This is a genomic window from Paenibacillus sp. FSL M8-0212, assembly GCF_038004645.1.
Classification (GTDB): Bacteria; Bacillota; Bacilli; order Paenibacillales; family Paenibacillaceae; genus Paenibacillus.
On record NZ_JBBORP010000001.1, the window covers coordinates 6,476,163 to 6,490,195 of the forward strand.

General features: G+C 44.6%; 12 protein-coding genes. 2 read left to right on the forward strand and 10 right to left on the reverse strand.

The window, feature by feature from the left end; genetic code table 11:
• Positions 1-301: 301 nt before the first annotated feature.
• Positions 302-1,615, reverse strand: coding sequence for a hypothetical protein (locus MKX68_RS28150; RefSeq protein ID WP_340915099.1), 1,314 nt, complete (start codon positions 1,613-1,615; stop codon positions 302-304).
• A 181-nt stretch (positions 1,616-1,796) separates the two neighbouring features.
• Positions 1,797-2,846 carry a 2,3-butanediol dehydrogenase gene (locus MKX68_RS28155; RefSeq protein WP_315935118.1) on the reverse strand — a complete coding sequence of 350 codons (1,050 nt, stop codon included), beginning with the start codon at positions 2,844-2,846 and terminating at the stop codon, positions 1,797-1,799.
• 386 nt (positions 2,847-3,232) lie between these two features.
• On the opposite strand from MKX68_RS28155, the gene MKX68_RS28160 reads away from it, so the two are divergent.
• Positions 3,233-4,270, forward strand: a complete 1,038-nt coding sequence (locus MKX68_RS28160) for a LacI family DNA-binding transcriptional regulator (RefSeq protein ID WP_340915104.1) — start codon at positions 3,233-3,235, stop codon at positions 4,268-4,270.
• A gap of 179 nt (positions 4,271-4,449) precedes the next feature.
• Here the strand turns inward: MKX68_RS28160 and MKX68_RS28165 are convergent, their stop codons facing one another.
• On the reverse strand, positions 4,450-5,418 hold the full coding sequence (locus tag MKX68_RS28165) for a D-2-hydroxyacid dehydrogenase family protein (protein ID WP_340915106.1): 969 nt from the start codon (positions 5,416-5,418) through the stop codon (positions 4,450-4,452).
• A gap of 309 nt (positions 5,419-5,727) precedes the next feature.
• Positions 5,728-6,309 carry a TetR/AcrR family transcriptional regulator gene (locus tag MKX68_RS28170; protein WP_340915108.1) on the reverse strand — a complete coding sequence of 194 codons (582 nt, stop codon included), beginning with the start codon at positions 6,307-6,309 and terminating at the stop codon, positions 5,728-5,730.
• A gap of 239 nt (positions 6,310-6,548) precedes the next feature.
• Here MKX68_RS28170 and MKX68_RS28175 point away from each other — a divergent pair, with 239 nt between their 5' ends.
• Positions 6,549-7,769 (forward strand): MFS transporter, encoded by a 1,221-nt coding sequence (locus MKX68_RS28175; RefSeq protein WP_340915110.1) that lies wholly within the window; start codon positions 6,549-6,551, stop codon positions 7,767-7,769.
• A 1-nt stretch (position 7,770) separates the two neighbouring features.
• Here MKX68_RS28175 and MKX68_RS28180 read toward each other — a convergent pair whose 3' ends face one another.
• The 6 genes from MKX68_RS28180 to MKX68_RS28205 form a co-directional block, all read right to left on the reverse strand.
• Complete coding sequence (locus tag MKX68_RS28180; protein WP_155985038.1) at positions 7,771-7,932, reverse strand: hypothetical protein; 162 nt, start codon at positions 7,930-7,932, stop codon at positions 7,771-7,773.
• A 32-nt stretch (positions 7,933-7,964) separates the two neighbouring features.
• The gene (locus tag MKX68_RS28185) at positions 7,965-8,420 is read right to left on the reverse strand and encodes an SRPBCC family protein (RefSeq protein WP_338594288.1); all 456 of its coding nucleotides are present in this window, start codon (positions 8,418-8,420) and stop codon (positions 7,965-7,967) included.
• 160 nt (positions 8,421-8,580) lie between these two features.
• Positions 8,581-9,672 carry an HD-GYP domain-containing protein gene (locus MKX68_RS28190; RefSeq protein ID WP_338594287.1) on the reverse strand — a complete coding sequence of 364 codons (1,092 nt, stop codon included), beginning with the start codon at positions 9,670-9,672 and terminating at the stop codon, positions 8,581-8,583.
• Positions 9,673-9,953: 281 nt separating this feature from the next.
• Positions 9,954-11,789: a UbiD family decarboxylase gene (locus MKX68_RS28195; RefSeq protein WP_340915113.1), complete on the reverse strand. Its 1,836-nt coding sequence runs from the start codon at positions 11,787-11,789 to the stop codon at positions 9,954-9,956.
• Between the two features lie 216 nt (positions 11,790-12,005).
• Positions 12,006-13,337 carry a sensor histidine kinase gene (locus MKX68_RS28200; RefSeq protein WP_340915115.1) on the reverse strand — a complete coding sequence of 444 codons (1,332 nt, stop codon included), beginning with the start codon at positions 13,335-13,337 and terminating at the stop codon, positions 12,006-12,008.
• 2 nt (positions 13,338-13,339) lie between these two features.
• A complete protein-coding gene (locus MKX68_RS28205; RefSeq protein WP_340915117.1) occupies positions 13,340-14,008 on the reverse strand; it encodes a response regulator transcription factor in 669 nt (222 codons plus the stop codon).
• Between the last annotated feature and the right edge of the window lie 25 nt (positions 14,009-14,033).

The window sequence follows — 14,033 nt, forward strand, 5'->3', positions numbered from 1 at the left end:
GAACTCCGCATCCACATGAAATGCGACATGCTTTTGTATATTGTAACACGTGTAATCCAGTTGAATGGTTTAGGATTATTTCTCTATCCATTTTATAGTTTCTTAATTTTATTTTCAAATTTTCGAAGTTAGGCAGTCATGTTCATCTTATGAACAAAAAAAGAGAGCTACCTTGTGGCAGCCTCTGTTTGAACACACTACCACAGCAATCCGTCCTGCGATCTACGATACAACAGGTATTTTCCCGGTCACCAATAATGTGGATGTAGCATAGTATATAATCCATAATCTTCCTTCCGATTTAATTAGCATTCACGGGGATATCACTCCGATTCACTCGAAGCAATTTCCCTGATGAAGTTGATAACACATCCGGATCGGTACCCAGACCAAAGTAGAAGTCACCCTCGTTCTCTTCGAAAGACTTGGCATACGTGTCCTGGTTAAAACGTAAAATCTCATTCCATGTTGTCAGATCCGTTGATTGGTAGACCCGATTAATATACAGATTGGCACTTTGGCGAGTGTACGTAAGCACATACACCTTGCCATCACGCAACAGCACATCTGTAGGAAGCGCCTTGGCATCTGGCAGATTAACTCGTCTTGCCTGATTAATATCGGTCATGACATTCAAGGATTTGGGCAGCAGCTGCCCATCATTAAATACACCTCCGGCTATATAGAGCAACTTGTTATTAAAGTTAACATTTTTGCCTATTTTATTATAAGGAATCGTGCCCGTTTGATAGGTTAGTCCAGGCAGCATTTTGCTGCCATAGATGACAACATCCCGTTTCTCAAGCTTTTCATTAATCTCCAGGATATTAGTTTTGTCATTCCATATTTTATTGGCAGGATACATCATGCCAGATGCATATAATTTTCCATTAAGATGGAACATGGTATAGGCCCGGAAACCAAACGTATTAATCGTCGCATATTTCTGCCAAGTTTCACCTTCATCATGAGAGATTAATATGGTTGGTTTGGACTCCGTGCCCAGCGCGGCAAACATCTTGCCCTGATAAGAAGCCAAATCGTATACGTGTACACCAAGTGGAAGATTACGATATTTGGTCCACACCTCTCCATCCAAACGATAGAAGTTGCCCAGTTCCCACTTCTCACTATCCGAATCATTGCCAGGGATATATAACTTGTCGTTCAGCACTCTGTAAATGTCAATCTGTTCCTCATCCACATACATCTTCGTCAATGGCATAATACTCGGATTGCTGTTGGTTACCGACTGGGTCTTGAATTTCGCATTTGCTGTATCATAATAAATGACTGGAATAGGACCTGAATTCGGCGCTACACCCAGATTACTACTGTTCCCGTGGCCCAAATATATTTTGCCGTTGTACAGTTGCATGTCCCAGACGTTATTAGCATATGGTGTTTTGGTAAAAGGTCTGCCTAACAGTTCGATCTTCGATGTTACATCGGCTGAACTGATCGGTGCATTCGACACCTTGGCAAGCCCACGTTCCGTCGCAGGGGGTTGACTCGTTGACGTAGTGTTTTTCGGCTTGGAGTTCCCCATAAGCATCCAGCTCATTCCTGCGACAATGGTCAAAATTACAGCTGTCCATTTCGTATGTCTCTGCATGTCCGCTTCCTCCTTCATTTTTTCATCATCATTACCTTCACACCAAGATGATACAAATTGTATCTTTTTATACTATGTAAAACCACCCGCACATGCAACAAATTCCGCCCTATTTATACAAAAAAAGTAGACAATCACATCTGTTGATGTGCTGTCTACTTGTTCTTACTGTCTGTGATTTCTATTCAGCTTTTACCAAAATCTTAACCTGATTTTTCTCTTTCAACAGTGCTTCAAATCCATGCTCTACCACTTCATCCAACGAAATTCGTTTGGTCACCAGCTTGTCAGCCGGGAAGAAACCTTTATCCATCAGACTGATCACCGCCGGGAACACATCGCGATAACCAATAATGCCATTAACTGTACGTTCTTTCATGACAATTGAGTTCGGGTGGATCGGTGCTTCCTGTTCAAAAATACTGACGATCATCAACTCTCCACCAATACGTGTCGAATCGATGGCTTGTTGCAGAACACGTGGAACACCGGTTACTTCATAGGCTACGTTAACGCCACCTTGTGTCCGCTGATGGATCTCTTCCACCACATTGAACTGTGTTGGGTCAATGACAATCGCACCCAGTTCTTCCGCTTTGGCTTTCCGTTCGTCTGATAACTCCACGACATAAATATCAGAAGCTCCCGAAGCTTTAAGTGCTTCGATAACCAATAATCCAATCGGACCTGCACCAAACACTGCTGCGGTATCGCCTACTTTCAGCTTGCTTTGGCGCACGGCGTGAAGTGCTACAGCCGAAGGTTCAACCAATGCACCTTGCTCATACGAGATTGAATCCGGTATGGCATGGACCATGTATTCTTCAGCCGTTACATATTCGGAGAATCCACCTCCGCCTCCAGCGAGTCCAAGGAAACCCATTTTATCGCAAAGATTGTATTTGCCTTGTTTACAAGCTTCGCAGTGTCCACATGCATAGATCGGTTCTACGACTACACGATCACCCGCCTTGAAACGTGTAACACCTTCCCCTACTTCAACGACCTGTCCTGAGAATTCATGCCCCATAACTATAGGCGCTTGTTCCCCTGTTAACGGATGCGGTGCTTGAGCTGGAATGAAGATTGGACCTGCTGTGTACTCGTGCAAATCACTGCCGCAGATACCGCACCATTCCACTTTTATTTTGACCTTTCCTTCTTCAGGCTGAGGTTCATTAATATTTTCGAGACGTAAATCTTTGACTCCATGCCAACGTAATGCTTTCATTCATTTCATCTCCCAGATCATAATTTGTGATATAATCGGAAACGTTTCCGTAAATTAAATATGTCACATTTTAGATACGCTGTCAAACATATTTCTCCATTAATATGTCTATTTCGTGATCATATCGAGTTCATTTTAGAATGCTTATACTTTAATTCAAGTGATCTTAGTGGTATTACAAACGATGTAATCCTTGTTATTAACATATATTATGGCAAATATTATTGTAGACCCATTGAAATTTAATCAGGCCTCGCCATAAATCTGGCCCTTTCACGGGATACTTCATTGTTCAAATGTTATAATCAGGTTATATAACTATCGTGAAGCACATACATATTCCTAATAATTCGGAATCGTTTCCGATAAAGTGAGGTAACCGTACATTGAGGAAAGAACAGAAACTTACGATCAAGGATGTTGCAGAGCGTGCCGGCGTGGGCATCGCTACCGTATCCCGGGCCATCAACAATTCAGAAGGCATCAGCAGTAAAACACGGGATAAAGTGATGCAGGCCATTGAAGAACTGGGATTTGTACCCAACACCTCGGCACAGAGTCTAAAAATCCGGCAAACGCACCAGATCGCGCTCGTGGTACCCGACATTCGTAACGCCATCATTCCGGAAATCTCCTGGTCTGTAGAGCAAACGGCGAAGCAGCACGGGTACCATGTCGTGCAGATCAATACGGCAGGCAATGCCAGAACCGAGCTGGAAACCATTCGTAATGTAAAAAAATTGCATGTGGACGGACTGATCTTCATGCCTCTAGCGTACCCCAAAACGTTACCCGGACTGATTGATAAAACGCCGCTCCCTATCTCCATGATTAATTACGGCAAAAAACTGGAACCGGGTATGAAGGCAGATATCGTCTCTCTTTCTCAACCCGAAGGCAAATTGGTGATGGAGCATCTGTTCAAAATCGGCCGGACTCGAATCGCTTATGCAGGAGCACCGAAGGACATTATTGAAGAACGCTTTCGTGCGTATGAGCAAGCCGTAGGTCACGTGGACATCTCGCTCGTCTATTTTGGTGAGGACTTTTCATTAAATACAGGTGCCAATGCTGCAGATTATTTCTATGGACTTACGCATATGCCAGATGCTGTCTATGCCATTAATGATATGGTTGCCATCGGATTGGTTAATCGGTTCAAGGAGTTAGGGGTCCGTGTACCGGAAGATGTGGCTGTTGTGGGTGTGGATAACAATCAATGGACGACCGTCACGTCTCCTCAGATTAGTTCCGTGTCCATTATGGGCGAAGAAGTCGCCAGACTTGCTACCGAGCTGTTGTTAAAACGAATTCGGGAGATGAATACGACCGATTACGAACACATCCAATTTGAACCACGCTTAATTGTTCGTGAATCAAGCGTAGCCATGATTCATTCTTCCCAGCGAGGGCCACACCGTTAAATTTGGTGAGGGGGATGGGGCATTAGGATAGAATATATTTTACGGCTATCCCTTCATTTGTTTTGCTACACAGATAGACAAAAAAAGGCGTTGCTCAGGTCTAACTCTTTCCTGACAACACCTTTTTTGTCTATGATTATATATAACTATAGCAGAGTCATACTCCGCATACGTTCATTCTAACAAAGCAGTTTCCTGATTGGAGTTCCCTTCAGGAACATCGCTATATTCTCTACGGTATGATTATAATAGATCTCATAATTGCCACGAGTCACATAACCCAAATGCGGTGTGGCCAAGACGTTGGGTAATGTTCGCATCACATGGTTAACTGGTAGCGGTTCCTGCACATATACATCCAGACCTGCACCAGCAATCACACCACTCTGCAATGCCTCCACCATAGCTTCCTGATCAACAATGCCCGCTCGCGACGTATTAATCAATAGTGCACTCGATTTCATTTGTTGAAATTCGGCTTGTCCGATCAGATTCTGCGTACGATCACTTAATACTAGATGTATGGATACGATGTCACTCTGTGCAAGCAGTTGCTCCTTGGTCTCGGACCAGATCACACCATGTTTTTCGGCCTTCTCTTGTGTCAGATTCTCACTCCAGGCCATCACATTCATACCAAATGCTTGTGCGATCTCAGCCATGCGAGTGCCTATTTTGCCCAAACCAAGCAATCCAAGTGTTCTCCCATGCAAATCCAACCCGACCGTGCTCTGCCAGTTTCGATTGGAGCGAAGTGCATTATTTTCCGTAACCAGTTGTCTGGACAGCCCCAGAATCAGTGCCCATGTAAGCTCCGTCGGCGGATTAGAGCTTCCCTCGGTTCCACACACAATAATCCCGTTCTTCTCTGCAGCCTTGAGATCTATCGACGCGTTGCGCATACCACTTGTAATCAGAAGTTTTAGCTTAGGGAGCTGAGAAATGACCTTCTCCGGAAACGGTGTACGTTCCCGCATCAGAACCACAATATCGAAATCCTGCAATTCCTGAATGACTTTTTCTTCCGAGCCCATATAGTTGTTGAATGTCTGAATCTCTACCTGATCCATCAACGGACCCCAATCCGCCGACGTCAGCGCAACATTCTGATAGTCATCCAAAACGGCACAGCGCAACTTTGTATTCATTTCTGATCTCCTCCTATATCTGCTCAATTCTTAAATATATAAATTACACTAAAGAATATTTACACTTGTCACTACAATGACAGAACAACCTTCTGATCGCTGTTATCCCCAGATTTTCTTCGATTCCTTTTTATAAAGGAAAAATCCGGGGATAAGCTTATGCTTCCGATGTAGCTTTCTTCCAGAAAGCTTTTAGGCGAACGCTCCGCTTCCTCAGCTTATTTCTGTCCTCTCCGTTTTGTATAAATGTTATGTTCAATTTATATATATTGTAGCAACTCCACATCACTTTAAAAAGTATCATTCCGATTACTGCAGCAAAGACAACGTAACCTGGATGCTCTGCTCTACAAACAAACGGTCCGGTCCTGATTTCATCAGTACAGTCAGTCCAATCATGGATACAACCAGAGACTGTGCGACCGCACTCGCGTTCATGTCAGTAGACAACTCCCCGCTCTGTTGCCCTCGTTCTATCCTTTCCTTGAAAAGAACACCCAGGTACATCTGATGCTCCCGTGTAAGGACAGCAAATTTGGGATCATGTGGAGCCAGCTCAACCATCGTATTAATGCAAAAACAGCCGTGACTAGGCTCGGTCACACTCCCCTCTGCTCCAATATGTTCAAACAGCCCACGAAAGGCTTCTCGCACGGAGGAGCTCTGTTGAAGTCTAGCTCTGACTTGAGCCGCATGCTGAGTGGTATACCTGCGAAGTGCTGTTTCGAATAATTCCTTTTTATCACCAAAAGCCGCGTATAGACTGGGACGTTGAATGCCCATTGCAGTCGTCAAATCACTTAAAGATGATGCTTCGAACCCCTTGTCCCAAAATGTATGCATCGCTGCATCGAGTGCTTTATCCGTATCAAATTCCCGTTGTCTAACCATACAATTCACCTCTTTATGTATCGATCAGTATGTTTATATATTTTAACTTCATACCAATGGATAAGTCAAAGATCACTCACTTAAAATGATTGAAAATTAAATAAACTCCTCCCTAAAGTGTTTTAACCAAGTTGAAAATCTCATCCAATTCTCTGTTGACAGAATTCACGCAAATAAAGTATGGTTATCCCGAAACATAACATACCGATCAGTACATAATAGAAAGGTGACAACGACTCATGCAAACTTCTTCTCCAGATGCAGAATTATCCACTAAGGATCGTCCTGCCATGCCACGGTTAGTTGCTCTACTCTTTGCCGTGTGCAGCGGACTTGCGGTCGCCAATATTTATTATGCTCAGCCTTTGCTGGACTCCATCGCTCAAGAATTCAGCCTCTCTCCATCATCCATAGGGATTGTCATCACAGTGACTCAAATATGTTATGCCTTGGGGCTGTTCCTTCTTGTTCCGCTTGGGGATCTCTTAAATCGTCGCAAGTTGATCATCAATCAAATGCTCTTATCCGTGCTTGCACTGGTTCTCGTAGGAACCGCACAATCCAGCTCACTTTTATTCACGGGCATGGCTGTCGTTGGTTTATTAGCCGTCATTACGCAAACACTCGTTGCCTTTGCTGCACACTTGGCAGCCCCTTCCGAACGTGGTCGCATTGTCGGTCAGGTAACCAGCGGAATCGTCATTGGCATTTTACTTGCCCGAACGGTTGCTGGTACGCTGAACGATTGGCTCGGGTGGAGATCGGTATATCTGTTCTCTGCCAGCCTTACATTACTCGGAATTGCCGCCTTATTTTTCGTTCTCCCAAGGCAACAATCACCACAAGTAAAACAAAGCTATATCCAATTACTCGGATCCGTCTTGCAATTGTACCGTGAGTTGCGTGTGTTACGAGTACGAGGTGTACTGGCCATGCTGATTTTTACAGCCTTCAGCATCTTGTGGACTTCTATGGTTCTGCCACTAAGTAGCCCTCCACTGTCCCTGTCTCATACGGTCATAGGTGCATTCGGTCTCGCAGGAGCGGCGGGAGCATTGGCTGCTGCCCGTGCAGGTAAACTTGCAGACCGGGGCCTTGGGCAGAAAACAACCGGTATCGCCCTTGTCATTCTGCTCTTGTCCTGGCTACCCATCGGTTATGTCCATCATTCTCTCTGGTTTCTGATCCTGGGCGTTATCCTGCTCGATCTCGCCGTGCAGGCCGTACATGTTACCAACCAGAGCCTGATCTACGAAGTTCGCCCCGAAGCACAAAGCCGCCTGACGGCAGCTTATATGATCTTTTATTCCATCGGCAGTGCAACCGGCTCCATCGTTTCTACCCAAGTGTATGCATGGGCGGGCTGGACAGCCGTTTGCTGGTTAGGCGCGGGTGTTAGTGCAGCCGCACTTCTGTTCTGGATGATCGATCGTTATATGCATCGGAATCTCGATCGTTGAATTAGTCCAGTTTATTCCACACCACAATAAATAGGGTTGCCAACGGACCAAATAACAGGGAAATCAGAAACCAGTTCCGACCACTTCTGTTTTTTCCCTGTGCCAGTCCGGCATTAATCAATGCAAGGGTGCCCCAACCTACAAAATATTCATTATCCATCAAACGTCTTCTCTCCTCTATCCCTTCAATAATGACTACTGCTCAAGCATATCTTTGAGCTTACGATTACGATCCTCTAGAAATGCCTGCATGTACCTCTTCAACACAAGTCGCTCGGTTGCCCATCCCAGCAATCCAAGTGGAGCTTCGAATCGAAGTGTGTCTCTCATGCAAGTCATCTGATCCCCAATTACACTGAAATGATGTTCATGTCGCATGCTCTTGAAAGCCCCTTTCTCCATTTGATCCACAAATAGAAACGGTCGTTCAAACTGCACAATTCGGGACTTCAGCTTCTGTCTGACACCAAAATGAGTAGCCTGAAATGTAACTGTATCCCCTGCTCCAATTCTTCCTGTGGTTACTCCTGCGACTGCTCGCTCTCTCGTATGTTGCCAGACGGTCTGAGTATGTACATCAATATCCCGGGCATAGTCAAAGCATCGTTCAATCGAGGCATGTATCGTAATCTCGGTTGTCACTGCAATCATGGCAATCGCTCCTTGGCAGGAAAAATAAGGTCTTTGCAAGTATACGCTTGCTTCCTTGGTCGAACAACACATCGTGGATGATATAACAAAAAACGGGTCCCCTGTCTTAGTACAGGAGGCCCGTTCTCAATATAAGTAAGGAATACAGATCATATTCAGATTAAATAAGCAATTCATCAATGGCAAGCGTACGCTCTTTGGAGAGATCGCGATATTCTTCAGACTCCACTTTGATGAGCGGTTTGAAAATATCAGACGTATTGTTCATAACAATTACACCTTTTTCTCCATTGCTGAGCAGTACCTGTTTTCCGATGAAATTAGGAAGCAAATGCTGCATCAATGCCTGAACCGGTTTTTCATTCAGTTTACCAAATCCCATTCCATAGATATCTCTAAGGTTGTTGATCAGATTTGGATTGCTGCCTCCGTGGTTCCCGGATCTCATGCCTATATAGATATCAGCTACAGATACAATCTGGGTATATGGATGAATTTCACTTTTCTCAAGTTGCATCGGATAACCCGATCCATCTTCCCGCTCGTGATGTTGCAGAGCAACCAGTGCTGTCGCTTCATCCGTCATCGAATTTTTGATGATTTCATGGCCATATATGGTGTGACGCTGCATTTCAAGCTGCTCGTCCGCCGTCAACGGTTCTGTTTTGTTCCGAATCCGGTGGGATACTTTGCACTTTCCAATGTCATGCAGATAACCACCGCGACTAATCTGATAACTCTCCTTCTGAGAATACCCAAGCCAATTCGCAAGGTAGAAGGACAACAATCCTACCTGGATTGAATGTGTATAGTTATTGACATCATCCCGCTCCAGCATCATCAGGAGATGAACGACATCTTTCTGCTCATCCAGCCCCTCAACCATCGGTTGCAGTGCATCATCCACCATGGTGGCGTTGAACTTGCCAACGGTCAGAGCTTCGAGAAAAGCATTTTGATAATTATGTACAGTCTGAATAAATTGGGACTTCATCTCTTCTTCAGGCGGCTCTTCCTTCGTGCTTGTATTTAACCCCGAAGCATGCTTGGCGGCTGCAGCAAAAAATTCTGCTTCAGTGATTTCCTCTTCGCGTGATTCAATATCTACATAATCTACACGGTGCTGCATAAGCAAGGAGATATCCTCACCTTTGATCACAGTTCCCTTCCCGAGAACGTGTAATCCTGCATCGCTGAATGTATCCGCAGTTAGACGGTCTCCGTCTTGCAGGTTCATAATATGGATTCTCAAATCGGTATTCCCCCTGAACAATTCATTATAGTAACAGCACCCAACGGAACGGGGCCACAAAAATACCTATACTCTTTATATCGTTATAATTCTTCATTTCATACATAGTTCAAACGACCTTAATCGAAAAGGTAAATACGAACGTATAAGACTTTATCCTCACCCCAATATCCAAATTAGTCCCGGTTTTAAACTTTTACACACTTTTGTATCCATCCCCGTATCAGAGTAAGCCAAAGAAGTTCAAACGCTCCGTTTGAACTTCTTCAAGACATCTCACATTAGATTTTGATCGAAGCCAGACTTGCCCCTTTAACAAATAAACGTTCAATGCTCTTCTCCACCGAAGCATCGGGAATCAGCGGCGGTGCCTGGTGAGGTTTGGTACGCGCATCAATAATCACCTGATCACACCCCCAATGCTTGTGGTCATATCCGCTATTAACCCCGTACATGTCATGTGAAGGGTTGCTGCGAGTAAAGGTGGCCCATAAGAAGTTGCTGAGGTTAGCACTCAGGAATGAACTGTCGTCACATAGAATGATCAGCGGACACGAGTCCAGACCTCCCTGTTCTTTCAATAGAGACGTGAATGCTTGCATCTCTTGTGCTGTATCCGCATAACTCGTGAAGGCCGATGTCTGGATCGAAACGATACCCGGCATGATGAGCTGCGGATTCTCATAACCGCGAATGTTTTTCAAAGACTCCGGAACTTCCGTGCACAACTCTCGAACCTTGTCGCCATACGCTGCAAAAACGACCTTGCTGCCGCTGTTCAGCCCTGTACCCGAATAATCCAGTGTATCAATTGTTGTATGGGTGTGGAAATGAATATCCCGCTGCATATTCATACGCTCCAAGATATAGGTCAGGAATTCAACTTCCTTGTGGGTATCCAGAGGTTGCTGATCCTCAGCAGTAATAAACAGGTACTTCGCTAAACTGAGCTGACCCGTACCCAAAATGCGATTGGCAATCGTGAGCAACTCTGTCGGTTGCTTCACCGCCTGGTAAGGCGTGTAACGTTCACTGCCGATTGCAAACAGTAATGGATGGACCCCTGCCGCATCGACCGCATGCACTTCTTTGACGCCCGGAATCTCCTGTTTGATCGCGTCTCCAGTAATCTCATGAATCAAATCGCCAAACGCCGTATCCTCTTGCGGTGGACGACCAACAACCGTAAACGGCCAGATGGCATTAGGTTTGGCATAGACTTTATGCACACGCATTAGCGGGAATTCATGCGTCAGACTGTAATAACCCAGATGATCTCCGAACGGACCTTCGGGTTTTGTCTCACCTGGGTAGATATCACCTGTGATGACAAAATCAGCATCATTACTGATGCAATATCCGTCCTTGTAACTATACCGGAAGCGACGTCCAGCGAGCAAACCGGCAAATGTCATCTCACTTAGTCCTTCAGGCAAAGGCATAACCGCTGAAAGTGTATGTGCAGGTGGACCACCAATGAAAATACTCACTTTAAGCGGTTCTCCCTTTTTGACAGCTTTGGCTTGATGTATACCAATTCCGCGATGAATTTGATAGTGTAACCCTATTTCCTTGTTCATTTCAAAATCATTGCCATCCAGTTGAACCCGGTACATCCCCAAGTTTGAATTCATGATGCCTGGCTTATCTGGATCTTCGGAATACACCTGTGGCAACGTTACAAATGCCCCACCGTCCATAGGCCAGTGTTTGATGAGCGGCAGATCCGAGATTTGAATCTCTTGCGCGGACACCGGCAGGCTTATAGATTTCTGTTTTGGCAGCGCCTTCCAGGCAGCAAGACCTGTTTGGACATGCTGAAATGGCGTCTTAAGCGCCTTCATGGGATCGTCACGAACAGCCATAACCCGTTGTACACCTTCCAGCGTACCGCGGAACATGAATTTGCTTCGTTCCACCGTGCCGAACAGATTGGATACAGTCTGGAACTTTGAGCCTTTTACATTTTCGAATAATAACGCCGGGCCTTTAGCCTCGTGCACTTTCATATGGATCGCTGCCATCTCCAGATGCGGATCAACCTCTTCTTTGACCCGAATCAAATGACCGTGCTGCTCCAGATCGTTAATACAATCTTCCATATTGCGATATTTCATTGGATGGCTCCATTCTCTGTATGATTAAATTAATTAAGTTCATAGATTCACATAACGTCTCTTCTATTTTATCAAATGATCCACTGCTAAACAAAACTATATGTGAAATTTTGTCGCGAATACAGATATAAAAAAAGCAATATGGCAGCAATCTGAATCCTGAACGCACAGGAACCGATTGTTACCATATTGCTGCTCTCTCTGTTCTGGCTTGCCTTAAGGTGTAATGGTTGATCTGGGGATCGTGACAATAAACTGTGTGCCTTTACCCATTTCGCTCTCCACATCAATTGTACATTGATGCAATTTCAATATTTTAATCACAATGGACAAACCCAATCCATTCCCTCGAAGCGAGCTGCTCCGCGCTTTGTCCACCATGTAGAATCGATCAAAAATATACGGTAGAGCTTCCTCAGGTATTCCTTGTCCAGAATCTCTAATCAATACCTTCACAAATGAAGATGACGTCTCAATTTCGACATGAATGGTACCTTGTGGACCGGTGTATTTGATCGCATTGTTTATTAAATTCTGCCAGACCTGATCAAACAAATCTTTGTCCACTGTGATCTCACAGGGCAACAAGTCCAGTTCGATCTGTATATCCTTCTGCGCCCACTGCGGCTCTGCCAGTAAAATCGCCCTTCTTAATTGTTCATCTACCTGGAACGTGGTGAAATGAACCGGATGATGCTCTGAATCCAGCGAGGCTAGCCGAAGCAGATTATCACTGAGCCTCGATAAGCGCAGCGTTTCCTCATAGATAATATCCAAATGCTCTTTCTGCTCTTCTAATGGAATAACACCATCTTGTAGTGCTCTGGTAAATCCCCTGATTGAAGTGAGCGGAGACTGCATTTCATGAGAGACGTTGCTGACAAAGTCATCACGAACCGAATCGATTTTTTGCAACTCACTCGCCATATGATTAAAGCTCTCCATCAGTTCGCCAAACTCATCCTGATTATTATGTTTCAAGCGGACTGACAGATCACCTGATGACATCTCCTTCGCTGCAACCGTTAATCTCTTAATCGGTTTCACAATGTACCCGGACATGAACAGGATTAATAAACTACCAATCACCAGAACCGTTAACAGTGAGGTTAAGAGCGTGTTTCGCAGTGTATGAAAAAGAGAGGAAAAATCACTTTGAATCAGAAATGTGCCAATTCCCTCGTTTGTTCCGGGAACACCTATGGTTGCAATTCCATCTATACTGGATATAAACATTGCATCGGTTGTACCTTCCTCAAATAACGAATGAACTTTGTCCTCTGGCAAGGAAGATAACACTTCACTTTGTTCATTCACAGGAGTGATATTCAAGCCGTAGCGAGCAAAAATATCCAAGCTTGATTTCACTTTTTCCGGATCATCGATCAGGTTAATCAGTGTAGCGAGATCTTGAGCAAAAGTAACCATAAAACGATTCGGTGTCTTTTCCTGAGACCCGTTATTTATCATAAAGGAGAGAATTAAACTCACCAGAACAATCCCGATAAAAGTAGCTACGATGCGAAGTCGCAGGCTTTTCCTAAACATTTTCATGCCCGCTCCAGCCGATAACCGAGTCCTCTTATCGTTGAGATCACTAGCTCAGGTACAGGTTCAAGCCGTTCCCTTAACCGTTTGATATGTACGTCAACCGTACGCTCATCTCCTTCGTAGTCGATGCCCCATATGTCATCTATAAGCTGTGTACGTGTGAATATTTTCCCTGGCGAACTCGCCAGAGAAAATAACAATTCACATTCCTTCTTTTTTAATTCGATAGTTTGTCCGTCCGCAATGACCATCAGATTGCCCAAATCAATTGTTACACCGGTGATCTGAATCATGTTTGATGAACTTTTGTTATATCGTTTCAGTAACGATTTTACACGCAAGATTAACTCCACAGGATCAAACGGTTTAACCAGGTAATCGTCTGACCCGGCATTAAATCCTCTGACTTTGTCCTTGGATTCTCCCTTGGCAGTCACCATCAGGATTGGAATATCCAGATAAGAGCGAATATCTTCCGTCAGTTCAATACCGTCTATTCGCGGCATCATCACATCCACAATCGCCAGATCAACTTTCGTATGCGAGAGGATATCTAACGCCTCTTGACCGTCTGGTGCTTCCAGCACGGAGAATTGATTTTTTTCAAGATAGATTCGGATTAATTTGCGGATATGGGAATCATCGTCCACCACCAGAATTGTGTTCATGTAGCCATTATCCTTTCCAAAATTG

What these genes read in the sequence shown, in the direction of transcription:
- MKX68_RS28150 (WP_340915099.1), bottom strand. Translation starts at nt 1,615, where the DNA reads ATGCAGAGACATACGAAATGGACAGCTGTAATTTTGACCATTGTCGCA.
- MKX68_RS28155 (WP_315935118.1), bottom strand. Translation starts at nt 2,846, where the DNA reads ATGAAAGCATTACGTTGGCATGGAGTCAAAGATTTACGTCTCGAAAAT.
- MKX68_RS28165 (WP_340915106.1), bottom strand. Translation starts at nt 5,418, where the DNA reads ATGAATACAAAGTTGCGCTGTGCCGTTTTGGATGACTATCAGAATGTT.
- MKX68_RS28170 (WP_340915108.1), bottom strand. Translation starts at nt 6,309, where the DNA reads ATGGTTAGACAACGGGAATTTGATACGGATAAAGCACTCGATGCAGCG.
- MKX68_RS28175 (WP_340915110.1), top strand. Translation starts at nt 6,549, where the DNA reads ATGCAAACTTCTTCTCCAGATGCAGAATTATCCACTAAGGATCGTCCT.
- MKX68_RS28185 (WP_338594288.1), bottom strand. Translation starts at nt 8,420, where the DNA reads ATGATTGCAGTGACAACCGAGATTACGATACATGCCTCGATTGAACGA.
- MKX68_RS28195 (WP_340915113.1), bottom strand. Translation starts at nt 11,789, where the DNA reads ATGAAATATCGCAATATGGAAGATTGTATTAACGATCTGGAGCAGCAC.
- MKX68_RS28200 (WP_340915115.1), bottom strand. Translation starts at nt 13,337, where the DNA reads ATGTTTAGGAAAAGCCTGCGACTTCGCATCGTAGCTACTTTTATCGGG.
- MKX68_RS28205 (WP_340915117.1), bottom strand. Translation starts at nt 14,008, where the DNA reads ATGAACACAATTCTGGTGGTGGACGATGATTCCCATATCCGCAAATTA.